Origin of the sequence: Streptomyces sp. NPDC057950 (assembly GCF_042887295.1) — a bacterium.
GTDB lineage: Bacteria > Actinomycetota > Actinomycetes > Streptomycetales > Streptomycetaceae > Streptomyces > Streptomyces kaempferi.
Genome location: NZ_JBHVPP010000020.1, coordinates 92,789 through 118,572 on the forward strand (window position 1 = coordinate 92,789; position 25,784 = coordinate 118,572).

The 25,784-nt window shown below is 70.1% G+C and carries 21 protein-coding genes; 9 read left to right on the plus strand and 12 right to left on the minus strand.

The window, feature by feature from the left end:
- Positions 1-8: 8 nt before the first annotated feature.
- Together ACFVTC_RS29840 and ACFVTC_RS29845 are read left to right on the plus strand one after the other, a co-directional pair.
- The gene (locus ACFVTC_RS29840) at positions 9-818 is read left to right on the plus strand and encodes an alpha/beta fold hydrolase (RefSeq protein ID WP_390131591.1); all 810 of its coding nucleotides are present in this window, start codon (positions 9-11) and stop codon (positions 816-818) included.
- Positions 815-2,083 (plus strand): PP2C family protein-serine/threonine phosphatase, encoded by a 1,269-nt coding sequence (locus ACFVTC_RS29845; RefSeq protein ID WP_390131592.1) that lies wholly within the window; start codon positions 815-817, stop codon positions 2,081-2,083. Before ACFVTC_RS29840 ends, ACFVTC_RS29845 begins: the two co-directional genes overlap by 4 nt.
- Before the next feature lie 87 nt (positions 2,084-2,170).
- On the opposite strand, the gene ACFVTC_RS29850 is transcribed toward ACFVTC_RS29845, so the two are convergent.
- From ACFVTC_RS29850 to ACFVTC_RS29870, 5 genes are all read right to left on the minus strand, one after another.
- On the minus strand, positions 2,171-3,355 hold the full coding sequence (locus ACFVTC_RS29850) for an RNA polymerase sigma factor (RefSeq protein WP_390131700.1): 1,185 nt from the start codon (positions 3,353-3,355) through the stop codon (positions 2,171-2,173).
- A gap of 8 nt (positions 3,356-3,363) precedes the next feature.
- Entirely contained in the window at positions 3,364-3,771 is a 408-nt protein-coding gene (locus tag ACFVTC_RS29855; RefSeq protein ID WP_390131594.1) for a YciI family protein, read from the minus strand.
- A gap of 267 nt (positions 3,772-4,038) precedes the next feature.
- Positions 4,039-4,944 carry an alpha/beta fold hydrolase gene (locus ACFVTC_RS29860; protein ID WP_390131595.1) on the minus strand — a complete coding sequence of 302 codons (906 nt, stop codon included), beginning with the start codon at positions 4,942-4,944 and terminating at the stop codon, positions 4,039-4,041.
- Positions 4,945-5,029: 85 nt separating this feature from the next.
- Positions 5,030-5,998, minus strand: coding sequence for an RNA polymerase sigma factor (locus tag ACFVTC_RS29865; protein WP_390131596.1), 969 nt, complete (start codon positions 5,996-5,998; stop codon positions 5,030-5,032).
- A 200-nt stretch (positions 5,999-6,198) separates the two neighbouring features.
- Positions 6,199-6,816: a TOPRIM nucleotidyl transferase/hydrolase domain-containing protein gene (locus tag ACFVTC_RS29870; protein ID WP_390131597.1), complete on the minus strand. Its 618-nt coding sequence runs from the start codon at positions 6,814-6,816 to the stop codon at positions 6,199-6,201.
- Between the two features lie 407 nt (positions 6,817-7,223).
- On the opposite strand from ACFVTC_RS29870, the gene ACFVTC_RS29875 reads away from it, so the two are divergent.
- Entirely contained in the window at positions 7,224-10,427 is a 3,204-nt protein-coding gene (locus ACFVTC_RS29875) for a TIM-barrel domain-containing protein (RefSeq protein ID WP_390131598.1), read from the plus strand.
- A 192-nt stretch (positions 10,428-10,619) separates the two neighbouring features.
- Entirely contained in the window at positions 10,620-11,366 is a 747-nt protein-coding gene (locus ACFVTC_RS29880) for a phosphotransferase family protein (RefSeq protein WP_390131599.1), read from the plus strand.
- A 165-nt stretch (positions 11,367-11,531) separates the two neighbouring features.
- Here the strand turns inward: ACFVTC_RS29880 and ACFVTC_RS29885 are convergent, their stop codons facing one another.
- Together ACFVTC_RS29885 and ACFVTC_RS29890 are read right to left on the minus strand one after the other, a co-directional pair.
- Complete coding sequence (locus tag ACFVTC_RS29885) at positions 11,532-12,494, minus strand: SDR family NAD(P)-dependent oxidoreductase (protein WP_390131600.1); 963 nt, start codon at positions 12,492-12,494, stop codon at positions 11,532-11,534.
- A gap of 566 nt (positions 12,495-13,060) precedes the next feature.
- Positions 13,061-15,232, minus strand: coding sequence for a hypothetical protein (locus ACFVTC_RS29890; protein WP_390131601.1), 2,172 nt, complete (start codon positions 15,230-15,232; stop codon positions 13,061-13,063).
- A gap of 200 nt (positions 15,233-15,432) precedes the next feature.
- Here ACFVTC_RS29890 and ACFVTC_RS29895 point away from each other — a divergent pair, with 200 nt between their 5' ends.
- Positions 15,433-15,675, plus strand: a complete 243-nt coding sequence (locus tag ACFVTC_RS29895; RefSeq protein ID WP_390131602.1) for a hypothetical protein — start codon at positions 15,433-15,435, stop codon at positions 15,673-15,675.
- A gap of 156 nt (positions 15,676-15,831) precedes the next feature.
- Here ACFVTC_RS29895 and ACFVTC_RS29900 read toward each other — a convergent pair whose 3' ends face one another.
- The 3 genes from ACFVTC_RS29900 to ACFVTC_RS29910 form a co-directional block, all read right to left on the minus strand.
- Entirely contained in the window at positions 15,832-16,086 is a 255-nt protein-coding gene (locus ACFVTC_RS29900) for a hypothetical protein (RefSeq protein WP_390131603.1), read from the minus strand.
- Positions 16,087-16,220: 134 nt separating this feature from the next.
- A complete protein-coding gene (locus tag ACFVTC_RS29905) occupies positions 16,221-18,692 on the minus strand; it encodes a SpoIIE family protein phosphatase (RefSeq protein ID WP_390131604.1) in 2,472 nt (823 codons plus the stop codon).
- A gap of 16 nt (positions 18,693-18,708) precedes the next feature.
- Positions 18,709-19,434 (minus strand): TetR/AcrR family transcriptional regulator, encoded by a 726-nt coding sequence (locus ACFVTC_RS29910; protein ID WP_390131605.1) that lies wholly within the window; start codon positions 19,432-19,434, stop codon positions 18,709-18,711.
- Between the two features lie 490 nt (positions 19,435-19,924).
- Between ACFVTC_RS29910 and ACFVTC_RS29915 the strand changes: the two genes are divergently transcribed.
- On the plus strand, positions 19,925-21,373 hold the full coding sequence (locus ACFVTC_RS29915) for a dihydrolipoyl dehydrogenase family protein (protein WP_390131606.1): 1,449 nt from the start codon (positions 19,925-19,927) through the stop codon (positions 21,371-21,373).
- A 263-nt stretch (positions 21,374-21,636) separates the two neighbouring features.
- Here the strand turns inward: ACFVTC_RS29915 and ACFVTC_RS29920 are convergent, their stop codons facing one another.
- Positions 21,637-21,876 carry a hypothetical protein gene (locus tag ACFVTC_RS29920; protein ID WP_390131607.1) on the minus strand — a complete coding sequence of 80 codons (240 nt, stop codon included), beginning with the start codon at positions 21,874-21,876 and terminating at the stop codon, positions 21,637-21,639.
- Positions 21,877-22,262: 386 nt separating this feature from the next.
- A complete protein-coding gene (locus ACFVTC_RS29925; RefSeq protein ID WP_390131608.1) occupies positions 22,263-22,892 on the minus strand; it encodes a TetR/AcrR family transcriptional regulator in 630 nt (209 codons plus the stop codon).
- A gap of 73 nt (positions 22,893-22,965) precedes the next feature.
- Here ACFVTC_RS29925 and ACFVTC_RS29930 point away from each other — a divergent pair, with 73 nt between their 5' ends.
- From ACFVTC_RS29930 to ACFVTC_RS29940, 3 genes are all read left to right on the plus strand, one after another.
- The gene (locus tag ACFVTC_RS29930; protein WP_390131609.1) at positions 22,966-23,676 is read left to right on the plus strand and encodes a hemerythrin domain-containing protein; all 711 of its coding nucleotides are present in this window, start codon (positions 22,966-22,968) and stop codon (positions 23,674-23,676) included.
- Positions 23,673-24,650: a hypothetical protein gene (locus ACFVTC_RS29935; RefSeq protein WP_390131610.1), complete on the plus strand. Its 978-nt coding sequence runs from the start codon at positions 23,673-23,675 to the stop codon at positions 24,648-24,650. The genes ACFVTC_RS29930 and ACFVTC_RS29935 overlap by 4 nt, the downstream gene beginning before the upstream one ends.
- 265 nt (positions 24,651-24,915) lie before the next feature.
- Positions 24,916-25,344 (plus strand): VOC family protein, encoded by a 429-nt coding sequence (locus ACFVTC_RS29940; protein WP_390131612.1) that lies wholly within the window; start codon positions 24,916-24,918, stop codon positions 25,342-25,344.
- Positions 25,345-25,784: the final 440 nt, after the last annotated feature.

Genomic DNA, 25,784 nt, shown 5'->3' on the forward strand with positions numbered 1-25,784 from the left:
TGTCCGGCATGGACGTGCGGAGCAGGAACCATGTGACGGTGACCGGCCGCCCCGACGGCCCGGTGGTGATGCTCGCGCACGGGTTCGGGTGCGACCAGAACATGTGGCGCCTCGTGGTGCCGCTGCTGGCCCCCGACTTCACCGTGGTGCTCTTCGATCACGTCGGAGCGGGACGATCGGACCTGGCTTCGTGGAGCGAGCGGCGCTACTCGACGATGAGCGGCTACGCCGAGGACGTACTGGACATCTGCCGTGAGCTGGCGCTCGGGCCCGTGACGTTCGTGGGGCACTCCGTGAGCGCGATGATGGGTGTTCTCGCCGCGGCGCGGGAGCCGGACGCGTTCGCCGGCCTCGTCCTCCTCGCCCCGTCTCCGTGTTTCATCGACGACCCGGCCTCCGGATACACGGGCGGCTTCAGTGCCCAGGACATCGATGAACTGCTCGAGTCGCTGGACGCGAACTATCTGGGCTGGTCGGGTGTCATGGCCCCGGTGATCGCAGGCAATCCCGACCGCCCCGAACTGGGCGAGGAGTTGACCAACAGCTTCTGCCGCACCGACCCGGAGATCGCCCGCGTCTTCGCCCGGGTGACGTTCCTGTCCGACAATCGCGAGGACCTCGCCGGGGTACGGGTTCCGACCCTGGTCGCGCAGTGTTCCAGCGACGCGATCGCGCCGCCGGAGGTGGGCGCCTTCGTGCAGTCGCGGGTTCCGGGCAGTCGCCTGATCACGCTGAACGCCACCGGGCACTGCCCGCAACTCGCTGCCCCCGAGGAGACCGCGGCGGCCATCGCGGACTTCGCCGGAACCAGCCGATGACAGGCAGGCCCGGCGGCGACGGGAGGAGCGACGGTTCGGTCCCGCCAGGTCGGCCGGGCGACGACCACGCGATGTTCTCGGCGCTGCTCGAGGACAGCGCGGAGGACCTGTACGAACACGCGCCGTGCGGCTACCTCTCCACCACGTTGGACGGTCTCATCGCGAAGATCAACACCACTCTGCTGGAGTGGCTCGGCTACACGAGCGGTGACCTGGTGGGCCGCAGGAAGTTCTCCGACCTGCTCACCGTCGGCGGTCGCCTCTACCATGAGACCCACTTCGCGCCGCTGCTGCGCATGCAGGGCGAGATCAGCGGAGTCGCGCTGGAACTCAGAGCCGCCGACGGCACCCGTCTGCCGGTCCTGGTGACCTCCACCGTCCGTACGGGCACCGGTGGGGAGCCACTGCTCATCCGCACCACCGTCTTCGACGCCCGCGACCGCCGTGCGTACGAGACCGAGCTGCTGCGCGCCCGCCAGGAATCGGATCGGGAACGCGAACGCCTCAAGCGCCTCAACGCCACACTGCAGAAGACGCTTCTGCCGCCCGCCTTGGTCGACGTGCCCGGCCTCGAAGTCGCCGCGCACTACCACGTCGCCTCCGCCGACGAGGTCGGCGGCGACTTCTACGACCTGTTCCCCCTGTCCGCCGGTACCTGGGGGTTCTTCCTGGGAGACGTCTGCGGCAAAGGCGTGGCAGCCGCAGCGGTCACCTCCCTGGCCCGCTACACACTCCGCGCGGCCGCCGTGTACGACCCCGACCCGGCTGCCGTGCTCACCAACCTCAACACCGTCCTGAATCACGAGTATCACGACCAGGACCCGCGATTTTGTACCGTCATCTTCGGCCTGCTCACCCCCGACGGCGACGAACGCGGCTTCACGGTAGACCTGGCGAGCGGGGGCCATCCGCCGGCCCTGCTGCTGCGTGCGGACGGCCGCGCCGACTATCTGCCCACGCCCGGCGGCCAGTTGATCGGTGTGCTGCCCGACGCCCACATCACCACCACCACGGTCCGCCTCGATCCCGGCGACACGCTGCTCCTGTACACCGACGGCCTCACCGAGGCGCACTCCGCGAGCGCCGGGCGCCGCTACGGCGACGAGGCTCTCCTGCAGTTCACCCAGGAGCTGGCACCCACCACGGCCCACGACACCGTCGCCGCGATCCGGGACCTGCTCGACACCTTCGGTACCGGCGTGGACGACGACACGGCCGTACTGGCCCTCAACGTGCCCCGATCGACCGGTGATGAGCGGGAGTGACCCGCGAACCGGCCGTCCGTCACCGTGACATGGCTGCCGCGCCATGGGTACCTCAGCCCGGCATCGCGGGCGCGTACGAGCGATCCGTCAGCGACCCCCGCGAGTGTTGAGCCGGGCGGCCTGGCGCGTCAAGTGATCGCGTTCGGCGAGGTTGGGGGCCTTTCGGGCCGCCTCCGCGTACAGCCGCGCCGCAGTCTCCTGGTCGCCGACCCGCTCGTGGAGATAGGCCGCCACCGCCGTGTACCGGGGGAGCGCGTCGTCCAGTGCCGCGAGCGCCGCCAGACCGGCGTGCGGTCCGTCGGCCTCGCCGACGGCCACCGCTCGGTTGAGCCGGACGACCGGGCTGTCGGTCAGGCGCGCGAGTTCGTCGTACCACTCGACGATCTGCACCCAGTCGGTCTCCTCGGCAGTGGGCGCGTCGGCGTGGAGTGCCGCCACGGCCGCCTGGGCCTGGAACTCGCCCAGCCGGTCGCGGGCGAGGGCGGCCCTGAGGATCGCGATGCCCTCGGCGATCGCCCCGGTGTCCCACCGGCCGCGGTCCTGCTCGGAGAGCGGCACCAGGCTGCCGTCGGGCGCGGTCCGGGCGGCGCGCCGTGCGTGGTGCAGCAACATGAGGGCGAGCAGCCCCGCCACCTCGGGGTGATCGATGGCGGCCGCGAGCTGCCGGGTGAGCCGGATGGCCTCGGCGGCGAGGTCGACGTCGCCCGAGTAGCCCTCGTTGAAGACCAGATAGAGGACACGGAGCACGGTGGCGACGTCGCCCGGCTGGTCGAACCTTCTCCGAGCTCCGGGCTTCGCTCCAGCGGGGGACGCCCCGACGCCGGAGACGGTGCGCTTGGCCCGGCTGATGCGCTGCGCCATGGTCGCCTCGGGCACCAGATAGGCCTGGGCGATCTGGCGGGTGGTGAGCCCGCCGACGGCGCGCAGGGTGAGGGCGACGGCGGACGACGGCGTCAGTGACGGGTGGGCGCACAGGAAGTAGAGCTGGAGCGTGTCGTCCACCGCGGGAGCCGGTCCGGGCGCCGGCTCCTCGACGACGGATTCCTCGCGCCGGCGGCGCGCGGCGTCCGCCCGGGTCGCGTCGAGGAACCGGCGCCAGGCCACGGTGACCAGCCACCCCTTCGGGTCCCGGGGCGGGGTGGCCGGCCAGACGCGGACCGCCTCCACCAGCGCGTCCTGCACGGCGTCCTCGGCCGTCGCGAAGTCGGCTCCGCGACGGACGAGAATCCCGAGCACGATCGGCGTGAGGCTACGCAGCAGCACCTCGTCCACCTGGGAGGTCACTCCGTGACGGTGGTGTGCACGCCCAGGAACGGACGGAGCTCGAGCCACTCGTGGATCGGCTTGCCGCCGGCCCCGGGTGCGGCCGACAGCTCGCCTGCCAGCTCGACGGCGCGCTCGTGGCTGTCGACGTCGATGACCATCCAGCCGGCGATGAGGTCCTTGGTCTCGGCGAAGGGGCCGTCGGTGACCGGTGGGCGCCCCTCCCCGTCGTACCGGACGAAGGTGCCCTCGGGCGCGAGTGCCTGGCTGTCGACGAATTCGCCGGTCTCCTCCAGACGGTCCGCGAAGTCGCGCATGTACTGCACGTGGGCCGAGATCTCCTCCGGCGTCCACTGGTCCATGGGCACGTCGTTCGCCGGGGCGGGGGCGCCGCGGTAGTGCTTGAGCAGGAGGTACTTGGCCATCGTGGTTCTCCTCGGTGCTGGTGCGACCCATTGTGGACGCGTTCGGTGCTGGGACGGAGCAGGCCGGGGATTCTCGACATCGGCGGGGCCGACCGGGAGAGTTTTCTTCCCGATGGGACCCGACCCGACCCGACCCGACTCGCTCCGCCCAATCCGATCCGGTCCGATCCGGTCCGTACGGCCACACTGTCGGCCGGCGGTCGCCAGTGACGAGGGTGGTTCGTCAACAGCCACCCCGGTCCGCGCCGACCGTGCACGACGCGAAGGTCAGGCCGTACTCGGCGCCGAGGCGGTCACAAAACGTGTCACCGCCCGCGCGAAGGCCTCCGGTTCCTCGATGTGACCGAAGTGCCCGCTGTTCTCCAGGACCGACAGGTCCGATCCGGGGATCAGACGGTGCAGTTCCTCGGCCCACCGCACCCCGCAGATGACGTCGTACCGGCCGACGACGACGAGAGCCGGCACGGTGAGCGAGCCGAGGTCCGCACGGTCGTCGATGACGTCGGGAGAGAGGTTCTCGTCCAGCCCGGAGATGTGGGAGGCCCGCACGGAGGCACGGAAGGGGGCGAACTCCTTCTCCCGGCCCCAGTAGTCGGCGAAGTACGAGGGGAGCAGCCCCTTGGCGACGGCGGTCATCCGTACGTCGTCGGAGATGGTCGGGATCGCCTCGAAAGCGGCCAGGACCTCGGGGAGTCCGGGATGGTCGGCGTGCCGCGCCGCGAACGACTGCACCAGACGCATGGCCTCGGCGACGTGTTCGGGACCGGTCAGTGGCGCGCTCTCGTAAAGGATTACCCCGGCGACGCGCTCCGGGTGGTGCAGGGCGTGGTACTGGGCGACGAAGCCGCCGTGCGAGTGGCCCAGGAGGTGTACCTCGGGGACGCCGAGGTGTTCGATCAGCGCGCCGAGGAACCGGCTGTAGCGGGCCCGGGTGTAGCCGTGGGGGTGGGAGGGCAGACGGGCGGCGGCGCCGCTCCCGATCGGCTCCGGGTACACCATCGTCAGGGCCCGCTCCAACGCGGGCATGCGCAGGTACTCCCAGTCGATGCCGGGCCCGCCGGAGTGCGCGACGCACACCGGTCCCGTGCCGTGGACGTGATAGCGCTGCGCCACTCCGTCGATCTCGACGGTGTGCGTTCCCGCGGCCAGAGGGTCGGCCTTGAAGGCGGTCATGGGATCTCCGTGTCCAATGGGTGTCGATGACACCGGCAGGACGCGGGGGAGCGGACGAAGTTCGATCCGAGTCGCGTGAGGCCCGTCACATCGGGGTGAGCGACTGGAGGGCCCGCACCGGCCTGGGGTGCAGGAGGCGTAGCCGGTGCGGACGGCCGACGTCGTCCAGGGTCATCAGCCAGGCCACCGAGGGCGGGCAGTGGCCGGGGTCGTCCGCGGGATTGAGGAGGTCCATCTCCCAGACGACGAGGGAGCGGCCGGCCACGGCGTGCGCGAGGCGCTGGCGTACGCCGGCCTCGAGGTCCCCGTCCATGCCGCGTGCCAGGACGCCGCTGCCACCCACTGGCTCGTTCCCCCTGAGCAGGGTGATCTCGGGAGACCAGCGTTCCGTCATCAGCGCGCCGAAGCGTCCGCTCTCGGCGGCGGCCAGCGTCTCGTGCGCCTCGGCACGGCTGGCGCGGACACGCTGTGCGGTGTCACCGTGCGCGGCGTCCGCCGTGGCGGCGAGGGCGGTCGCGAGCCTGGCCCGTCCTTGGCTGAGCCGGCTGCGGACCGTGCCGACCGGGATCCCGCAGGCGTCGGCTATCCGCTCGTAGGAGGTGACGGTGGTGCTGAAATGGCGCAGCACCAGGGGCAGGCGCAGCGTGGGAGAGAGCTCCTCCATGGCCTCCCAGATCCAGTTGCGCATCGTGTGGTGCTCCAGCCACCGCTCCGGAGCGGTGTCGGTGGACGGCAGCTGCAGATCGTCGATCGACTGGGACGGAACGGAGGAGCGCAACAGGGATCGGCTGGCGTTGCGCACGATCATCCGTAGCCATGGGCCCACGGCGGCCGGGTCGCGGACGTCGCGCACACGGCGCAGCGCGGTCACGGCCGCGTCCTGGACCACGTCGTCGACGTCGGGCCCCGGCCCGAGGATGCTCAACGCCACCGCGCGCATACCTGCCCGGTGCCGTTCCAGCAACAGCCCCAGGGCGCTGACCTCACCTGCCTGCGCGGCGCGCGTGAGCACCGCGTCGTCGAGGCGTGCGGCTTCGCCTGAGTTCTGGTTCATGGGTTCCTCTTCCCGAGCCCGCCGTCCTGCGTGACCGTACTACGGGATCGTCGTGATCTTCCCCGGGACGGACGCCGGGACCGACGCCGGGAGCGGTGTCGGCGTGTGGTCCGGAGCCGACAGGACGGCGTGACCCGTTCAGCTCACCGAGGCCACGCGCTCACTCACCGTCGTCTCCGCGGTCCTCCTCATCCACCGACTCACAGGCTCGTGAGGAGGGCGTCGAGCGGGCTCGGTACCTGTTCGGGGTCGAGGCCCTCGACGAGGAGGCGGCCGTAACGGATCTTGCGGCCTCTCTTCGTGCCGAGGAAGCGCCGCAACTGTTGCTGCCGGGGCCGGCTGAGCTGTGCGGGCTGGTGCAGGAAGGTCCGCCAGGCACGGAAGTCGCCCTCGGCCCGGATGATCCCCTCGACCCTCGCCGGGCCCAGCGCGCGGATGAGTTCGTCCTCCAGATCCGTCACGCACACGTGGAAGCCCGTATACGGCACCCGCGCCCGCTCCAGACCGCGTTCGTAGAAGCCCAGCTCGCCCTCGTCGCACAGCCCCGCCAGGCGCAGACCGAGGCCGGGCGGTCCGAGGAGCCCGGCGTAGCGGCCGACGCTCATCGCCCCGCCCATCGGTACGACGCACACCCCCTCGGCGTCCAGGTCCCGGCCACGCCGGGCGGCCAGCGCCTCTACGGCCGCGAGGTCACTCAGGCCTTCCAGCAGTACGGCCGTCCGCACCCCCAGTCGTCCGGCCAGATCTGCCGCCGGCCCACCGGGACCCCCGGCCGCCCAGACACCGACCGCGTCACGGAACGCCCGCATCTCCGCCATGCTGCGAGTCTGCACCTCCGCGGAAAGCACGGCACGGGATTTTTTCGTCGGCCCGCTCGCCGTACCCGGCACCCTGGCGGGCGTGCGTCGGCCCGTCAGCAGCCCGTGCGACACGCACTGTTGGCGCGTCGCTGGACCCGCGCCGGGCCATCTGGCGCGACCACGGCCTCATCGTGCATGTTCTCTTCAACGATGTAAATCATCCTTAGGGACACCGCACGCCGGAAGTTCACGCAGGGCGAGTTGGGGAATCCCCGACGACCTCGAGCGCGTCCGGCGTGGGGTGGACGTGTCAGCTGGTCGACGTGTGAAGGGAGCCGCATATGAGACCCCGGTCAACGAGGCGATGGCCGAGATCCCTGCGAGGGTGGACCGGTCTTGCCGTAGTCCTGTGCACCACCGCCGCCATGACAGTGACCGGTACCGGTCCGGCATCGGCGGGCGGATCGCACGATCACCCCCGGATACCGACCGTTTCGGCAGGAGACGCCCGCTTCCAGATCCTCTCACCGACCCTGATACGTACCGAGTACGCCGGTGACGGGAAGTTCACCGACGACGCGACGTTCAACGCGATCGGGCGCGACGGGTTCACCCCGGCCGCGTACACCGCCAAGACCTCGGGCGGCTGGCTCACCGTCAGGACGAGTGCCATGGCCCTGCGGTACAAAATCGGCTCGGGGCAGTTCGACGCGCAGAATCTATCGGTGCGGCTGACGGCCGGGGGCACGCCGGTGACCGCCACCCCGTGGCGCCACCTGACCTGCGCACTCCAGGCCCTGTGCGAGGCCGAGAACCTGCGGACCAGCGGCGTCTCCGTCGCGTCCGATCACAGGGGCTTCACCGGGAGCGGCTTCACCGCCGGATTCGAGGGCACCGGCAGCTCACTGTCCGCTGACATCGATGTCAAGGATGCGGGCGGCTATGAGCTCGACCTGCGGTACGCCAACTCCCGTGGCGGTGACGGTCAGGAACGGACCCGTACCCTGACCCTCTCCGTGGACGGCGGCGCCCAGCAAAGGGTGAGCCTGCCGGCGACGGCGAACTGGGACACCTGGGACCTTGTTCCCGCGGCTGTCCAACTGGCTGCGGGACACCACACGTTGACGCTGGCCCGCACCGCGTCCGACTCGGGTGATGTCAACATCGACAGCCTCGCCCTGGTCCGGCCGGGCGACGCGTACCCGCCCGCCTCCAGCACCGCGATCGTGGACTGCCGTTTCGGCGTGAGCTGCGAGGCGGAGGCCGGTCGCATCGGCGGCACCGCGGTCGGCGCCATCGACCACCAGGGATACGCCGGCAACGGTTTCGTCGCGGAGCTCACCCAGGACGCGAGCCTCACGACCCACCTGGTGGACGTTCCCGCGGACGGCACCTACACCCTGCGGGTCCGCTACGCCAACGGCGTGGGTGCCGACGGCCGGCACGAGACGCGGACCGCCTCCGTGTCCGCAGGCGGGGCCACGGGCGCCCTGTCGTTCCCGGCGACAGAGAACTGGGACACCTGGGCGACCGCCTCCGCGCCCGTCGCTTTGAAGGCGGGGGCCAACGACATCGTTCTGGGCTGCCCCGACGCGGCGAGCTGCCACGTGAACGCGGACACCGTCTCCGTGGCCGCGCCCGCATCCGCCGCGCCGCCGCCGCACCTGGCGCTCGGCGGGTACCGCCGCGGCCTCGACGGCGTCACCGGCAACGGCGCCGCCCCCGTGACCACACCCGGGCTGCTCAGCCAGGACGGCTGGTACCTCCTGGACGACACTCCGTCGGCCCTGTACGACACCGCCTCGCAGAAGGCCATCCAGCGTCCGGGGCACGGTGGTGAGCCCTACCAGGACGGCTACGTCTTCGGCTACGGCCACGACTACAAGCGGGGGCTCACCGACCTGGCCACCCTCACCGGGCCACCCGCGCTGCTGCCTCCCTGGGCATACGGCGTCTGGTACTCGGAGTACATCGACCGCACCGCGGCGGACTACGAGAACACGATCCTGCCGAAGTTCCGGTCCGACGGCGTCCCGCTCGACGTCCTGGTCACGGACACCGACTTCAAAGCCGTGAACTCCTGGAGCGGTTGGGAGATCGACACCGCCAAGTTCCCGGACCCGAAAGGCTTTTTCGACTGGTCCGCCTCACAGGGCCTGCACAACACGCTCAACGTCCATCCGAGCATCCTCGCCTCGGATCCTCAGTTCGGCCAGGCCATGGCGACGGCCAAGGGCAAGCTGCAGAAGGGCGGTTGCGCCGCGGACGCCGACGTCACCCACGACTGCTACGTCTTCGACTTCGCGGATCCCGACCAGCTCAAGGCGTACATGGACCTGCACCGGACCATGGACCAGCAGGGCAACGACTTCTGGTGGCTCGACTGGTGCTGTGACGCGACGCAGTCCTCGCTGCCCGGGGTGACTCCGGACGCGTGGATCAACCAGCAGTACGCCACCGCCACGGCCAAGACCCTGGGCCGCGGGTTCGTCCTCTCGCGCGCCTACGGATCCCTTCAGGCCGGCGGATACAGCGGTCAGCAGGCGCTGCCCACCGGTCCCTGGGCGGACAAGCGGACCACGGTGCACTTCACCGGTGACACCTCCTCCACCTGGGGAACGCTGAAACTCGAAGTGGGCTACACCCCGGGCGAGTCGGCCGCGACCGGGATGGCCGCCATCACTCATGACATCGGCGGCCACAACGACACCACCGGGCTGACGGGATCCGAGCCGTACACCGTCGGCGGGCAGACCCGCACCACGTACAAGCTGCCTGACGACCTGTACGCGCGCTGGGTGCAGTTCGGTACCTTCCAGCCCGTCGACCGCCTGCACAGCAACCACAGTGACCGGCTGCCCTGGCAGTACGGCACGGCGGCCAAGGAGTCGGCGGAGAAATTCCTCAACCTGCGCGAGAATCTCGTGCCGTACACGTACACGCTCGCCGAGGAGGCGAACCGGACCGGCATACCGATCGTCAGGCCGACCTACCTGGAGTATCCGGACGAGAAGCAGGCGTACGCGACCGCGGGCAGCGAGTACTTCTACGGCTCCGACGTGCTCGTCGCCCCCGCCACCACCCCCGGCACCTCGACCACGACCTCGGTCTGGTTCCCGCCCGGCCGGTGGACCGACTATTTCACCGGCGAGACGTACACCGGTGGGACCACCCAGGAGGTCACCACCGACCTGGGCACCATGCCGGTGTTCATCAAGGCCGGTGGCATCATGCCCACCCGGACGCACGACGTCGCCCACAACGACCGGAACGCGCTGACCGACGTCACTCTCACCATCGGTGCGGGCGGCTCCGGGTCCTCCCGCCTCTACGAGGACGACGCGACCGCCACAGGCGGAGGCCGCAGCGCCACGACGGAGATCCGGTACGAGGAATCGGGCGGTCGCCACACGGTGTCGATCGGCCCGGCGAAGGGCTCCTTCCGCGGTCAGGTCACACACCGTCGGTGGACCCTTTCGATCATGGGGGCGAGCAAGCCCACCCGGGTCACCGCCGCGGGCGTACACCTGTCCCCGGACGCGTACCACTGGGACGCCGCCACCAGGATCCTGACCGTCACCGTTCCGCGGCACACCGTCCACGCCCCGATCACCGTGACCTACCGGTAGGAGCCGGAAACCACCTCTGAGCGACACCACCTCCGGGCAACACCACCGCGGCCGCGGCGGGCCGACGCGACACGCGTCCCGCCGCGGCTGCCACGGGCACGAGGCCACCGGGTAGCGGGACGCGGTCAGCCGCGCGATCGCACGCGACAAACCCGGCGACGCCGGCGGTCATCCCCGGGATACTGGTCGCCCGTGGATGAGGTCGAAGTCGTCGTCGCCCATTCCGAGCGCGCGACCCTGCGCGTCGGCGACGTGTTCTTGAAGGTGGACGCCGATCAGGCGCGCATCGACATCGAGGTCGAGGCGATGGCCCTGGCGCCGGTCCCGACCCCGACGGTCCTGTGGCGCAAGCCGCCCGTGCTCGCGACGGCCGCACTCCCGGGGACGACGCTCGGGCGCCTCGGCGGGCCGTCGACCGGGTCGCCGGCGGCGTGGGCCGCGGCGGGCGCCGCCATCCGGAAGCTGCACGACGCGCCCCTGCCGTCCCTGCCGGGCAGGGCCGGCCGGAGCGTCGTCGCGCTGGCGGCGGAACTCGACGACGAGTGCGAGTTGCTCGTGACGAACGGTGTCCTGCCCGCCGACCTGGTCACCCGCAACCGCCAGGTCGCCGAGGCAGCGCTGCGGCCGTGGACTCCGGCGTTCACGCACGGCGACCTGCAGGTCGCGCACGTCTTCGTCGACGGCGACGAGGTCACCGGCATCATCGACTGGTCCGAGGCGGGCCAGGGTGATGCCCTGTACGACCTCGCCACCTTCACGCTCGGACACGAGGAGCACCTCGACGACGTCATCGCCGGGTATGGCACCGACGTCGACCTAGACGTGATCCACGCGTGGTGGTCGTTGCGAAGCCTGCTGGTGGTTCGCTGGCTGGTCGAGCACGGCTTCGACCCGTCCGCGCCGGGCTGTGAGGTCGACGTGCTGAGATCCCGTATGTGAGCCTGCGCAGGCCCGACTGCCAGGTATGCGCGCTGCCGCGGGGAACGAGCCGTCCCCTGGGGTGATCGCCCGCCCCTGCTTCTCGACGAAGCGCGTTGCGCGTTCGTCACCGGCAGATGAGGGCGCGGCCGGGGATGACGATCGCGTGGTGGAAGGCGTCGCGCGTCAGAGACGAAGGGCGGCGGTGGCGTACTGCCACAGACGATCGGCCGCCTTGGGGTCGAGTGCGTGGGCGGCCACGCCACCCGGAGTGCCACTGCCGTCCGCCGCGAGCGGTGCCTCCTGGTTGTCTTCGAAGTAGCGGCCGGTCACACCGTCGAGCAGTGGCGATGCCGCGAGGAGCACGGAGGTCGCCGCGCCCTGGGCCGGAGTCTTGTAGTAGGGCAGCGGAGTGAGGTTGCCCTCGGCGTCCATGACCCCGAACGCGCGCATGGTGTCGTCGTCGAGGTGCCGCTGCAGGTTGGTGAGGATGTATCCGGGATTGAGCGCGTTGACCGTGATGCCGTCTCCGGTCCATCTCCGCGCACCCACGGCGAAGAGAACCCCTGCGGATTTCGACTGACCGTAGGCCGTCCACGGGTCGTACGGACGCCGCTCGAAGTGAGGGTCGCCGAAGTCGAAGGGCACGTCAAGGTGCGCGCCGGAGCTGACGACCACGACGCGAGCGGAGCCGCTCGCCGTCAACGCGTCATGCAGGGCCGTGACGAGAGCGAAGTGGCCGAGGAAGTTCGTGGCGAGCTGGAGTTCCCACCCCTGGGGAGTGACTTCTCTCCGGGGAACGGCCATGATTCCGGCATTCGCCACGAGTACATCGAGCGGACCCCTCCAGCTCTCCGCGAAGGCCCTGACCGAGGCCAGGTCGGACAGATCGAGTGGCGCGATCCGCACGGAGCCGGCTCCTGGGACACCGGCATCTCGGCGGACGAGCTGTTCCGCGACCTCCGGGCGACGGGTCGCGATCGTGACGTCCGCGCCTGCCGCGGCCAGAGCCCTGACGGTCTCCGTGCCGATGCCGGACGCGCCGCCGGTGACGATCGCACGACGACCGGTGAGATCGATGCCCTCGATCACCTCGGCGGCCGTGGAATGCGCGGTGAAAGGGGTGAGCAGACGCTGTTCAGTGTTCACAGAGTGCCTTTTCGGAATGCGTGGATGGATACTTCCCGAGCTTATTTCGAGCCCACTGGACGCACCATCATCAGAAGTCCGAGAAACTTTATCGATCGTCCAGGTGGACGTGGGTCGGGCGGAGAAGCGTCGAAGTCGCCGTCCCGGCCTGGGGTGGTCGGCCGCAGGGCGTGGGAATGCCGGTGGGGCGGGGCGTCACGGTGGGCATGATCCGCCATGGAACGCGTCATCGATCTCGACCACGCACGACCACTGTCGGCGTTCGGTAGCGGTGCGGCAGCGGCGCTCGGCACGCGACTCGATGAGTGGGCGCCGCACGTCTTCGACCGACTCCCGTTCGTCAAGAACGCGAACGCGGCCAGCTGTTTCGGTGGAGACGCTTCTGAAGAGTCGGCGTCGAGCCCGCGTCGGTCACCTCGCGCGCGGACGGTTCCATCGAAAACGGGAGGCGCCGCGTGGGCGCCTCCCGGTCGAAGTCGGCGGCGAGGAAAGCGAAGGAACTTGTTTTCTGGACAAGAGTTGAGAAGGAAGCCCCTTCATGGCCTCGCCGCGCACAACGCTAGCACTCAGCCCGGGATCAAGTCGCGCAGATTTTCGAGGGTGATGACCCGGGAGTCCGGGTGCAGCCCCTCGGGAAGTTCGAGGCCGATGTACGTCACGGGCTCGTCCGGGACCGGCCCGTCGTCCAGCAGCTCCACGGCCGTGGTGTCGTCGGCCATCAGGTCGACCAGGTACCGCACCGTCAGATACTCGCGCTCCACCATGGCGCGCACCAGCTTGGACACCGACACCTGGTTCTCCTCGACGCGGTTGGCCGACGGGATGCCCCTCAGGTACAGGTGCAGCCACTTCGCCCGCCACCGGCCGTCGTCCTCGCGCCGGAACACCAGCGGCAGCGCCACTCGGCCCACCCCGCGAAGCTCAGACTTCATCCGTACCGTGCGCGGCTCGAACGGCCGTCCCTTCTGGTCACCGTCGCGGAGCATGAAACCGAAGAACGACTCCTCGACCTCCTCGAAGCCCTCGCCCGCGAAGATGTTGACCTGCGGAACGATGAATGCGCCGCGGACCCGGTCCAGGGACAGGTTGATGAATTCGGAGGCCCCGTCGGGCGCCTCGGTCACATCGCCCGAGTGCTCGCCCCCGACAGCCGTGAGGGAGGTGTAGGAGAGCCAGGAGTCGGTGCTGTAGTCGGTGTGGAGAAGCAGCGCCGAGAGGTCGAAATCGGTCCTGTCCTCGGTCTCCTTCCAGTACACGAAGAAGCGCAGCTGTTCGCCGTCGACCGCCGAGAGGGAACCCCGCGGCAGTACACCGAGCCCGGCCGCGGTCGCCCTGCCGCTGAGCGGGAGCGCCACGTCGAGGACGTCGGGGTCGAGCAACAGACGGCCCGGCGCCGGGAGCCTGCGGCGCAGCTCGGCGTCGAGAGCGGCGATGAGACGGTCGCGGTCGGCGGCCGGGACCGGCGGCCGGTAGTCGGGAGTCACCCACGCGCGGCCCCGGCGGGTGACGAAGATACGCGGTTCGTCGGTCTCGCGTTCCCGGTTGTGGAAGTGCTCGCGGGCGGAGAGCACCACCCGGCCGGAGACCTCGGGGGAGACCCCTACCGCGGCGGCCACCACCGCGTCCCGCTCCTCCTGGTCGGCGGCGACACGCAGCAGGAGGTCCAAGGAGCGGAACAGCTTGCCGGGAGCGGACTTCAGCAGCCGCGCCGCACCGATGACGTCGAAGTCGTCGAGCAGCTTCTCGACACGGCTGTCGAAGGACCGTGCCTCCATCTCGCCCCGCGCCACGGCGAACACATCGGCGGCGTGCGGCCACCGCGGGTACTCGTGCGGGTGGAGACGCTCACCGAGCCGCTTGAAGGGCTCGCGGTGCGCGTGCACATCGGCCAGCTTGGCGGGGTTCGCCGCGACCACGGCGTCGAGACCCGCCAGCAGCGCGCGGCGGGCAGGCCGGGAGAGCGCCCGGAATCGAGTCGGTTCCAGCAGCGTCACGTCACCGCCGGACAGCGCGCAGGCCAGCCGCAGCACATCGGTGACGGTGTCCAGGAGGAGGTCCGCGCCGACAGCGAGACGGGCCTCGTTGACGACCGCCCGGTTCTCCCTGACCGGGATCGACTCCGGCTGGGGGCCGAGGGCGCACCGTTCGGCGAGGGTCTTGAGGTCACGCAGGTGGTCCTCGCCCAGCGGCGTCGTGCTGCCCGCCAAGGCCAGGTACAGCCCGGTGAGTTCGTCGTCCAGATCCCGCCCGAGGTGCAGGACGGTCACCCGGTCGTTCGCCGAGGCGATCAGCTCGTCCTGCGCCGCGAGCATCTCCTCGTAGGTGTGCTGATAGCGGCCGTACGTCGGGAGGCTGAGCAGGTCGAGCACCCCGTGGGCCAGCTGCGTGAGCACGTTCTCGCGCGACGTGTCGTCACCGAGCGCCTTCGTCACGCATCGCATCCAGAACTCTTCGGTGTCCGGCACGTTCGCCGGGAAGTCGATGAAGTACGAGTTGTGCCGTACGTGATCGCCCACCATCTCGCTCACGGTGGCCAGCGTTCGCCTGGCGGTGTGCACGACCGTGGCCTCGGACAGCCCCGACAGCCGCTCCAGCAGTTCCGCCGAGAGTTTGAAGCCCACGGATGTCAGCGCCGCGTCGAACTGCCGTGCGGCGGTGGCTCCTTCCCCGGCGAAGCCCTTGGGGGAGGGGACACGGCGGGTGTGCCGGAGGACCAGCGATTCGAGACTGTGCGCCATTCGGGGATGATCGCAGAAGTGTGCGAGCCGGTGCACAGGAGTTTTTCGGTACGCGTTCCGACGCCGCGATCACACCGGCCACGCCCGGGTCGTCGCACCGGAGCGGGCCCCGCCGGACGTCCTCCCGCCTCACCGGAACCCCTGGACCACGTGGATGTCATACGTGTGCAGAAAATCGAACACGTGCTCTAATTGGGAGTATGGCGCGTGACTCCTTCCCTCCTGACCTGATCGAGCTGCATCTGGCGTACACCCGCACCTATCGGGCTCTGGCCGGTGCGTCTCCCGGGCAGGGCGCGCGGCTGCGGCGTGACCTGGTCCGGCTGCACGCCCGGCTGCTGCACCACCCGTACTGGTCGCTCCGTCCGGGCAGTCCGTCCGCGGGGTGGGCGGCGCTGCGTCACCGGCTCCAGGCCGCCGGCGCGGGCAGGGAGGGGGAGTGAGGCGGAAGCGGGACTGTCTGAGCGCCCGCCGGGAGGAGTCGGGTGTCACCCGCCCTCCGCGCGTGGCGGCGGGCGTCGGGTGCGAACCACCCGCCGGGCGTTCCCCTGGTCTCGCCGGACGTTTCCTGCCCGGTGAGACCAGGAGTGACAGAGGGCTTACGACTCCGAGTAGTGCGAGAGCTGCTCCCTGAGCGCTTTCGCGTCGACGCCTCCCTCGATGTGTTCCTTCAGGTTGTCGGCCAGGGTGACCAGCATGTCGTGGACGCCCTCCTCCTCGTCGACCTTCCTGAGGAGGTCTTGGGCCTCCTTGCCGTTGTCCTCGCGGAGGAAGCCGCGCACTGTCTCCAGGGTGATCTCGCCCCGGAAGTCGATGAGCATGTTGTCCTGCAGGTATTTGATCAGCTCGTTCACAAGCGGCCCATTTCGACAGAAGGTCACGTTGAGTACTTGTCTATTAACTTAACGCAACCATTTGTGCTGCGGCCGTCGCCCGCGCTGGTAGCCGTCGGGGTCGCCCTCTTCCCGGGTCTCGCTGCCGCTGTCGGCTAGCCCTCGAGCGTCCTCAAGGGCCCGGGGATGTTGATTTCCTGCTCGGCCCAGACGGTCTTACCGGTGGAGGAGTGCCGGGTGCCTCGCCGACTGGACAGCTGCGCGACGAGGAAGAGGCCGCGGCCGCCCTCGTCCGTCGGACGGGCATGGCGCAGACGCGGGACGGAATCACTGGTGTCGGTCACCTCGCAGACCAGCACTTCGTGGCGGATGAGGCGAAGGGTGATGGAACCGGCACCGTGTCGTACGGCGTTGGTGACCAGCTCGCTGACGATGAGTTCCGTCGTGGCGGTGAGAGCCTCCAGCCCCCATCCGGTCAACTGGGCGCCGGCCAGGCCCCGGGCGTGCGCGACGACGACGGGATCGCGCGGCAGGTCCCAGGTGGCGATCTGCGACGGCATGAGCGAACGTGTCCGCGCCAGCAGCAGAGTGGCGTCGTCCTCGAGGGCTCTGGTCGGGAGGGTGTCGAACGCGGCGTTGCAGAGTTCGTCCAAGGACCGGTCCTGTCGTGCCAAGGCGGTGCCCAGCCGACGTATCCCCGCGTCGATGTCCTGATCCCGGGTCTCCACGAGCCCGTCGCTGTAGAAGGCGATCACACAACCCTCGGGCAGTTCCAGTTCCACTGCCTCGAAGGAGGCCGGTCCGACACCGAGCGGCAGACCGGCCGGAAGGTCGGGGACCCAGACCCGGCCCTGCGGTGAGATCAGGACGGGCGGCGGGTGACCCGCGCGGGCCATCGTGCAGCGCCGGGTGGCCGGGTCGTAGACGGCATACAGGCAGGTGGTGCCGGCCTCCGCGCCGGCCCGCCCCGGAATGCCGCTGTCCTCCACGTCGAGGCGCGAGATGGTGTCGTCGAGGTGTGCCAGCAACTCGTCCGGGCACAGGTCCATGTTGGCGAGCGTGTGCACCGAGGCCCGGAGCCGGCCCATGGTCGCCGCGGCGTTGATGCCGTGCCCGACCACGTCGCCCACGACCAGGGCCACCCGGGCGCCGGACAGCGGGATGACGTCGAACCAGTCGCCGCCCACGCCACTTTGTGTGTCGGCGGGAACGTAGTGGGATGCCACTTCCACGGCCACTCCGCCGTCGAGCCGCCCCGGCAGCAGGTTGCGCTGAAGGGCGAGGGCCGCGGCATGCTCGCGTACAAAGCGGCGGGCGCTGTCCAGTGAGAGGGCGGCGCGTGCGACGAGTTCTTCGGCCAGCCGCAGGTCGTCCGTCTCGAAGGGCTCGGAGTCGCCCATGCGGAAGAAGACCGCCACGCCCAGCACCGCACCGCGCGCGTGGATCGGGACGATCATCAGGGAGTGCATCGCGTGCGTGCGCATCCTGTCCGACCGTCCCTGATCCCGGTCGAGCCAGGTGCCTCGCGAGGCGTTGACCACCGGTTCGAGATGTGACACACCCGAGGCCAGGACCTCCGTGAAGGGGGAAGGGGCCGGTACGGACACGACGTCGCCGCGCGACCAGAGCGACTCCGGATTGCCCTCGTGAATCGATGCCACCCCGGCCCGGCGAAAGGCGGGCACGTAACCGTTCGTCGAGCCGAGCCGGGTCAGCGAGTCCTCGCCCAGCGCGACGGACTCCGCCAGGTCCACGGCGACGAAGTCCGCGATACGGGCCACGGCCAGGTCGGCGAGTTCCTGCCCGGTTCTCATCACCTCCAACGTGGTGCCGATCCGGGTACTGGCCTCGCTGAGCACGGCCAGACGCTCGCGGGCCCGCTGCCGGTCCGTCACATCGACGCTCATGGCGCACACCCCCAAGGTGCGCCCGTCGGCGTCGTCGAGGCGGAAGAACGAGGTCGAGAACGAGCGCTCCTGCTGTGGCTTCGTCGACATCCACGTGCGGTATTCGTGATCGACCAGCGGCTCCCCACTCTTCAGGACCAGCCGCATCACCGCCTCGACCGACTCGGCCTCGGTTCCCGGCAGCACCTCCGTCAGCCGGCGACCGAGCCTCTTCTCGCGGGGGATGCCGTCCTGAAGTGCCAGCGCGTCGTTGACCCAGGTGCAACGCAGGTCGGTGTCGCGTACGGCGATGCCGATGGGCGCCCCGGTGAGAAGTGCCTGCACCCCGGCCCCGTTCATCGGCCAGGAGGGAACAGTGGTCATCTCGGTCGCGGTGACCAGCCACCGCACTCCACCGTCCCGCTCGGTGAGGGGGCAGACACGCAGGTACACGTCCAGCAGGCTGCCGTCGGCGCGGCGGAGCCCGGCCGCCCCGGACCAACCGTCCTCCCGGCGGCTCCGATCCGTGAACGCGGGCGACCTCAGGATCACCTCCGGGTCCGCCAGCAGCCGCCCGGCGCACCGTCCGATCACGTCAGGGGCCGAAAGGCCGCTGAGTCGCTCGGCCTCCCGGCCCCACGCGACCACCACCCCGCGCGCATCCACCGCGGCCATGGCCGTGCCGACCCTGTGCCCGGCTCCTTGCGCGGCGTCCGGCATCGTGTCCCTGGCTCTGGCCATCGGCGCCGTCCTTCCTTCAGGGTGTCGATCGGGCGGGGGGACTCCCGTCCGCGAGACGGTCGAGCCAGTCCCTCAGGAGTGCGCGCTCGGACGGTGTCATCGGGGTGATGTCGCCCTGGCACAACGCCTCGCGCAGGGCCGCGGCTCGGCGTGCCACGTCTACGTTCCGCTCCTCGACGGTGCAGGCGGTCGTGATCATGCGCAGTGCGTGTTCACGGGCCGTTGCCGGCAGGTCCTGGTCCCGCTCGGAAGGGGGCGTCGCGATGAGTGACAGCACGACACCCAGGCCCATGGCATGGACGAGCCGCGTGGCCCGCTCGACACTCGTGCACAGCCGGCCGGCTGCGGCCACCCGGGCAAGAATCCGGCGGAGGATCGCGATGGTCTCGAGTCCCTCCGGTATACCGCCGCGATAACGGCCTTCGCCGTACATCAGTACGTAGAAACCCGGCCGTGAGAGACCGAACTCGACGTGCAGGTCCCAGGACCGGCGCAGATCGGCGACGGGGTCGTCGGTCTGCTCGAGGGCCTGCTTCTCGCGCAGATACTGCTGGAAGCCGTATGCCGCGAGGGCGTCGAGCAGACCGTCCTTGTCCCCGAACAGCCGGTACAGAGTCGGCGGCTGCACGCCGGCCGCCGCGCTCACGGCCCGCGTCGAGATGCCCGCACGTCCCTGGGAGCCCAGGAGCTCCGCGGCGGCGCGCAGAACCCGCTGCCGGGTACGTACGGACCGCTCTTGCATCTGTCCAATTTATCACCGTTATAATAAGTTTACATACCATTGGTACGGCTGACCCGAGAACCACGTCCTCGCTTCTGGTATTGCGGGCGAATCCGGCTCCGCTTGTGCCGGGCCGGTGGTGCTCGACGACGGGGTGTTGGCTCGTTGGACGGGCCCTTGCAGGGCAAGCTGGGGTGATGATCAGCGCCCCGGTCGTCGTGAGTGAACCGCCCCTGGCCGTGGGCCGGACCGTGACGACGCGCCGGTGTGGGCGTGACGGGTTCCCCGGTACCGCTTGCAGCGATCGCGACCTGATGGTGTTTCTCGAAGTCGTGGGGGGTCTCCTGGGCACCCGGATCCGCCGCGACAGGCTCGTACTCGAAGCTGCGCGGAACGGGACGACCGACCGCGTCCACTGCCGTGCGGTCCCTGGAGCGTCGTGATCGGCGCCCGCCGGTCGCACGGTGAGAGCAGCACCCAACACTCCCCTACAGATGAATGAGGATGTGTCATGGAAACGACGCCGCATGACAACGCAGGTGTCCACGACGTCATCGTGGTGGGTGCCGGCCCCGTGGGCCAGACCGTGCTGGAGCGGGCGCGGGCCGCCGGCCTCTCCGTCGCCCTGGTCGAGCGCGAACTCGTGGGCGGCGAGTGCTCGTACTGGGCCTGCATCCCGAGCAAGGCGTTGCTGCGCCCCGTGGTCGCCGTCGCCGACGCACGCCGGGTCGAGGGGGCGAGCGCCGCAGTCACCGGCACGGTGGACCCGCGCGGTGCCTTCGCGCGCCGGAACCGTGTCGTGGCGGACTGGAACGACGGCGGGCAGGCCGACAACATGACGGCGCTGGGGGCCACGCTGGTCCGCGGCCACGGGCGGCTCGTGGGGGAGCGACGCGTGGCCGTGGAGGGCCCGGACGGTGCACGGCACATGCTGGAGGCGCGGCATGCTGTCGTGGTGTGCACGGGCAGCGGCGCCTTCATCCCCGACCTTCCCGGCGTCGAGGAGGCACGCCCGTGGAACAACCGCAGAGCCACCGATTCCGAGCGGGTGCCCGGCAGCCTCGTCGTGATCGGCGGGGGCGGGGTCGCCGTCGAGATGGCGAGCGCGTGGCAGGGCCTCGGCGCGCGGGTCACCCTCCTGGCCCGAGGATCCGGTCTGCTCGCGCGCATGGAGCCCTTCGTCGGGGAAGAGGTGGCGCGCGGCCTGGCGGAGTCGGGTGTGGACGTGCGCACGAACACCGACGTCGTGTCCTTGAGCAGGCCCGACCCCGCCGGTCCCGTCACCGTGCGGCTGGCCGGCGGCGCCGAACTCGAAGCGGACGAGGTCCTCTTCGCCACCGGACGCACCCCGCTCACCGACGACATCGGCCTGGACACGATCGGGCTCGCCCCCGGAGCCTGGCTGGACGTCGACGACGCCTGTCGCGTGCGCGGCGTCGACGGCGGGTGGCTGTACGCGGCGGGTGACGTCAACCACCACGCCCTCCTCACCCACCAGGGCAAGTACCAGGCCCGCATCGCGGGAGAGGCCATCGGAGCCCTCGCCCGGGGAGAGAGCCTCGACACGGCAGTGTGGGGAGCCCATGCCACGACCGCCGACTTCCAGGCGGTCCCCCAGGTCTTCTTCTGCGACCCCGAAGCCGCCTCCGTAGGACTCACGGCGGCCGAGGCGGAACGGGCGGGCCACCGGACGAAGGTCGTCGACGTCGACATGGGCGCGGTCCCGGGGGCGTTCCTGTACGCGGACGGCTACCGGGGACGGGCCAGGATGGTGGTCGACCTGGACGGTCACCACCTCCTCGGCGTCACCTTCGTGGGCCCCGGGGTGGCCGAACTCCTCCACTCCGCGACCGTCGCCGTGGCCGGAGGCATCACCATGGACCGCCTCTGGCACGCGGTGCCTTGCTTTCCGACGATCAGCGAGGTGTGGCTCCACCTGATGAAGGCCTACCGCGACTGAATCCGGCGACCTTCCGGTCGCGCCGCGTCGCGCCGCCGACGCACGCGACCGGTCCCCCTGTCCGGGCGTGGACGCCGATGGGGGGTTCGGATCGGGGTTCGGATCGCAACCGGTGCGTCTCCGCGGTGGTCAACGGGCCGGGGCGTCATCCGACCTGCGGACGGAGGCGAAGCCGGGTGGCCGCGCTGAGCGGCGCGAGCGTGGGAGCGATGGGTGAGTGGGGCACCCTCGTCCGGATGAAGAGTCGGGCAACTGCCGTGAGATCAACGGCGAAGCAGGTTCGACAGCGCGGAGCGGCCGATCTGTACGAGGGCGGAGGCGTCCATGTCGGTCTTCGCGAGGAACTCGATGTCCCGCAGGACCGCCGGCAGCAGGGTGGCCACCTCAGGTGGACCGGCGTCCGCGGCCAGATCGCCCTCCGTGCAGCGTGCCGGCCCTGCCCTCCACGACCGGCGCTCGACCTTGTCGCTGCCGGGTGGGTTCACCCGGACCGCGCGGAGCACGGGCCGCGTCTACAGGGTGCCCATGGCCATGTACCCATCCACGAGGAGATCGCACGACGGCCGGCTCTGATCCGGTTCGGAGTGCAATGAGGGCGCTGCACTCCGACGTCTATTCGGGCGGACTGAGAACGCGCCCGAGGAAGCCGTGAATGTAACCGTTGATGGCGTCAAGAGGTGTTTCGAGCGCGGGATCGTTGACGGGATCTACTCGGCCGTCTACCCGGCTCGCCCCCGCGCTGTCAGATCACACCGCGAAGTGAGGACAGGCGTGAGTTGCGGCACCGGCGACTCGGGGTTCCGCGGACTTCAAGATCTGTCCCCGCGCGATGTGCGGCCGTGGGCGACGGCTCGGCCAGGCAGCCGTTTACCGACGACGCAGCGCTCGTTCACGCGGACCTGTCTCTCAAGAGTGCCCGGCAGGCGGAGCGGGCGGTCCAGGCTTGGGCCCGGTCGAACGACCAGGCGCGTTCACCGACGAGCGTGATCCAGGCGTGCGGCCCCAGATGAAACCAGAGCAGGTCGACGGCCTCCGCGGGACCCACCTCGGCGTGGAGTGCGTCGAGTGTGACAAGGCGGTTGGCCACGCGGGTCAGGGCTTGGACGTAGTCATCCGCCCCCCTGTCCAGCACTGCCTTCACCGCGGGCTCACCCGGTGGATTCCGATAGAAGAGCTCGTACACGAGGTCCCAGTGGCGTTCGTGTGTGACGCGGGTGCCCTCGGCGGTCAACTCGATCACGATGCGAGGGTCGTCGCTGACCTCGACCGCGGCCAGGGTGCCGGCGATGGCCGGGTCCGTCAGAGCCGGCTCCAGCAGGGCCGTCAGGATACTGGGCTTGCTCCCCACGCTGCTGTACACGGTCGGCACGGCGACGTTCCCCGCCTCCGCGATCTCCCCAATGGTGACCCCGGCATACCCGCGGGCCAGGAAGAGCGCATGCGCGCTGCTCAGAATGGCCTCGCGGGTCGCAGCCGCCGAATTGACGCGTCGGGTCGAGGTGTATTTGCGGGTCGTCACCGACGCAGTATACAGCGCGCACCATAGGTCACTATATTGACAATAGATCCATCTAATGAATATGTTGCGCTACATGACACTGAACCCCCCCACGGAAACGGCGGCGGTCATCGAGACCCGGCTGGCCCACGAGGTCCATCGAGCGGCCACCACCCTGTTGGCCGAAGCGGCCCTCGACGCCTCGGTGCCCCTCAGCGCGACCGCGCGACTGCGCGACTTCCTGGTGGCCAACCTGCGGCACCACCACCAGACCGAGGACGACGACCTCTGGCCCCGGATCGTTGCGACCGCGCCGACCGCCGCACACGCGCTGGCATCACTCACCGACGAGCATGACCAACTGGACGCCGCGCTCGACCGGTTGGCGGGCGTCGCCCTGCACGTCGGCGAATCCGGCGGCGATCCGCTGGAGACGGCCACGCCCAGCACCGGCGACGGTGCGGCCGTCGGGAGTGAGGCAGTGGTTCGTGCCACGCTGCACGACGCGGCGGCGACGGTCCGCGACGTCGTGCACGACCACCTGACCCATGAAGAACCCGTCCTCTTCCCGGCACTTCGCGAGCACGTCAGCCCGGCGGAGTGGGAGGACTTCGCGCAGCGCGTGATCGCGACCACGCCACCCGTGGCCGGCCACCTCATGGTCGGCTTCCTCGACGAGGTGGGAACCCCCGCGGAAGTCGAGATGGTGCTCGCGGGCCTGCCGGAGCCGGTGCGTCCGCTCGTTCCCGCGATGCGTCTCCAGGCAGCGGCCGATCTCGGCATCCTGCGCGGGATCGGCGCATGACCTCCGAACCGGTCAGGTGGCCCGACGCCGCGGACGCTGCGATCAGGGGGGATCTCACCGTGGCGGTCGCCTATGTCACTCCGGCCGGCGGCGCCGTGGTCACGAGCGTCTCGCCGTTGGGACTCGGGAATCGGGAGAACGGCCTGCTCGGATTCACCACTTCACTCGGCTTCCCGAAGAAGCTGGAACGGATCCTGCGCGACCCGAACGTGGCCCTCGCCTATCACACACGCGAGCACGGCTTTGCCGCGAGTGGCTCGTACGTGCTCGCCCAAGGCGCCGCGTCGGTCGACTTGCGTCCATCGCCGGAGCGTCTGGCCGAGCTGATGCGGGCCTCTGAGCCGTTCCTCGGAGAAGTCAGGCGTGGGCCGTTGTGGGACTGGCTGCTGCGCGAATACCACCAAGAGCGCGTCTTCGTCGACCTCGAACTCAAGCGTGTCGCCGTGTGGGAGAACCTCGCGGCCCGAGGGGTGAAAGCGGTCACGGGCGCCGCCTGGCCGCACCACCCGGCGGAACAGGAAGCACCGAAGAACGGTACCGGCCCACGCGTCGAACTCGCCGCGGTCGCACGTCAGATCCAGCGACTGCCGCATCGGCTCCTGGCCTACCGCGGCGCGGACGGTTCGCCCGTCATCGTCCCCGTGAAAGTCACCGGCCACGACGAGGCGGGGCTGCACCTCGACCTGCCCACAGGGCTGCTCCCATCGGGCGGCCGTAGAGCCGGCTTTCTCGCCCACGCCTTCCAGCCGCAATGCGTCGGTCTGGGAATGCGAACGCTCACCGGCTGGCTCACGGTCAACGAAAAGGGCGCCATCTACGCGCCTCACACGTCCAAGGGCTTGGCCGCACCGCCGTACAGGACTCTGCTGACCGTCTCGAACGGGCTCCTGGCCAAATACGGGGTGTGGCGTGCACGGCGTGACGGCACGTCCGCCCGCCTCCAGGCTCTCGCCGCCCGTCGCCCGACGGACTGACCCGGGTCCGAGAACGAGGACGACCGCTGCGGGGGTCTGTGCGGGGAACGACTCTGCCCAGCATCCGGTGCCACCGGGGATCCGCGAGGGCGTTGACGTCCGACTGAAGGGCGTCGACGCCGCCGTGCGACTTCGCCGTCGACGGGTTGTCCCGTGGGTGATCGGGTGATCGGGTGATCGGGTGATCGGGTGGTCCAGTGGGCGACGGGGTCGCGGGCCGATCCTCGGGAACCGAGCCGCACAGTACCCCTGCTACGGTACGCCGATGCCAGCGATCAAGAAGTTCCAGGTGACCTTCGACTGCGCAGAACCCGAACGCCTCGCCCGATTCTGGTGTGAGGTCTTGGGATACGTCGTACCACCGCCCCCGGAGGGGTTTGCCACTTGGGACGATTTCAAGCGCTCGCAGCCATCCGATCTGCGGGACGCATGGTTCGCGTGCGTTGATCCCTCAGGCGTGGGCCCGCGCCTGTACTTCCAGCGTGTCCCCGAAGGAAAGGCCGCCAAGAACCGGCTGCACCTTGACGTGCGGGTCGGCACCGGACTCGTGGGTGAAGAGCGCCTCACCGCCCTCGAGGCCGAATGCGCACGACTGGTCCCGCTCGGCGCGGTGCACGTGCGCACGCTGTACGACGGCAATGATTCGTGCATCCCCATGCGGGACATCGAGGGCAACGAGTTCTGTATCGACTGAGCAGCAGGGCCGCACCGAACTTCACTACGCCGTCGTCCCGCTCGCCCGCGGCCTCATCCGCTGGAGACGGCGTCGGGAAGCCCAGGAACAACTGACCGGTGTCAGGGCGGGTCGGCGTCCCAGCTGTCACCCGGTGGCCGAGCTTCCTGCGTCACGTACGCCGGGCTCTGGATTCGACGCTCGCCCACTCCGACCTCGGGGAATTCCAGAAGCTGACCGAAACAGCCGCAGCGTCGTAATCGGTCCGGGCGCGCACCGGGTGAGGGGCGCCTCGCGACGTGCGACGGGCGCTCGCGAGTGCGGGCAGTTCCCGCATCCCACCCATCCACGCACGCGCGGGGCTCGGGAACTGCCGGCCCGCATCACCGCGGGAGGCCCCCGCTCGAAGTTCCTGACGAGGGCACCGGACACCGTTCCCGCGTGGGCCTTGGCCGGGCTCA

What these genes read in the sequence shown, in the direction of transcription:
- ACFVTC_RS29890 (WP_390131601.1), bottom strand. Translation starts at nt 15,232, where the DNA reads ATGGCGCACAGTCTCGAATCGCTGGTCCTCCGGCACACCCGCCGTGTC.
- ACFVTC_RS29930 (WP_390131609.1), top strand. Translation starts at nt 22,966, where the DNA reads ATGACACTGAACCCCCCCACGGAAACGGCGGCGGTCATCGAGACCCGG.
- ACFVTC_RS29875 (WP_390131598.1), top strand. Translation starts at nt 7,224, where the DNA reads ATGACAGTGACCGGTACCGGTCCGGCATCGGCGGGCGGATCGCACGAT.
- ACFVTC_RS29840 (WP_390131591.1), top strand. Translation starts at nt 9, where the DNA reads ATGGACGTGCGGAGCAGGAACCATGTGACGGTGACCGGCCGCCCCGAC.
- ACFVTC_RS29845 (WP_390131592.1), top strand. Translation starts at nt 815, where the DNA reads ATGACAGGCAGGCCCGGCGGCGACGGGAGGAGCGACGGTTCGGTCCCG.
- ACFVTC_RS29905 (WP_390131604.1), bottom strand. Translation starts at nt 18,692, where the DNA reads ATGGCCAGAGCCAGGGACACGATGCCGGACGCCGCGCAAGGAGCCGGG.
- ACFVTC_RS29940 (WP_390131612.1), top strand. Translation starts at nt 24,916, where the DNA reads ATGCCAGCGATCAAGAAGTTCCAGGTGACCTTCGACTGCGCAGAACCC.
- ACFVTC_RS29895 (WP_390131602.1), top strand. Translation starts at nt 15,433, where the DNA reads ATGGCGCGTGACTCCTTCCCTCCTGACCTGATCGAGCTGCATCTGGCG.
- ACFVTC_RS29915 (WP_390131606.1), top strand. Translation starts at nt 19,925, where the DNA reads ATGGAAACGACGCCGCATGACAACGCAGGTGTCCACGACGTCATCGTG.
- ACFVTC_RS29865 (WP_390131596.1), bottom strand. Translation starts at nt 5,998, where the DNA reads ATGAACCAGAACTCAGGCGAAGCCGCACGCCTCGACGACGCGGTGCTC.
- ACFVTC_RS29855 (WP_390131594.1), bottom strand. Translation starts at nt 3,771, where the DNA reads ATGGCCAAGTACCTCCTGCTCAAGCACTACCGCGGCGCCCCCGCCCCG.
- ACFVTC_RS29860 (WP_390131595.1), bottom strand. Translation starts at nt 4,944, where the DNA reads ATGACCGCCTTCAAGGCCGACCCTCTGGCCGCGGGAACGCACACCGTC.
- ACFVTC_RS29935 (WP_390131610.1), top strand. Translation starts at nt 23,673, where the DNA reads ATGACCTCCGAACCGGTCAGGTGGCCCGACGCCGCGGACGCTGCGATC.
- ACFVTC_RS29870 (WP_390131597.1), bottom strand. Translation starts at nt 6,816, where the DNA reads ATGGCGGAGATGCGGGCGTTCCGTGACGCGGTCGGTGTCTGGGCGGCC.
- ACFVTC_RS29910 (WP_390131605.1), bottom strand. Translation starts at nt 19,434, where the DNA reads ATGCAAGAGCGGTCCGTACGTACCCGGCAGCGGGTTCTGCGCGCCGCC.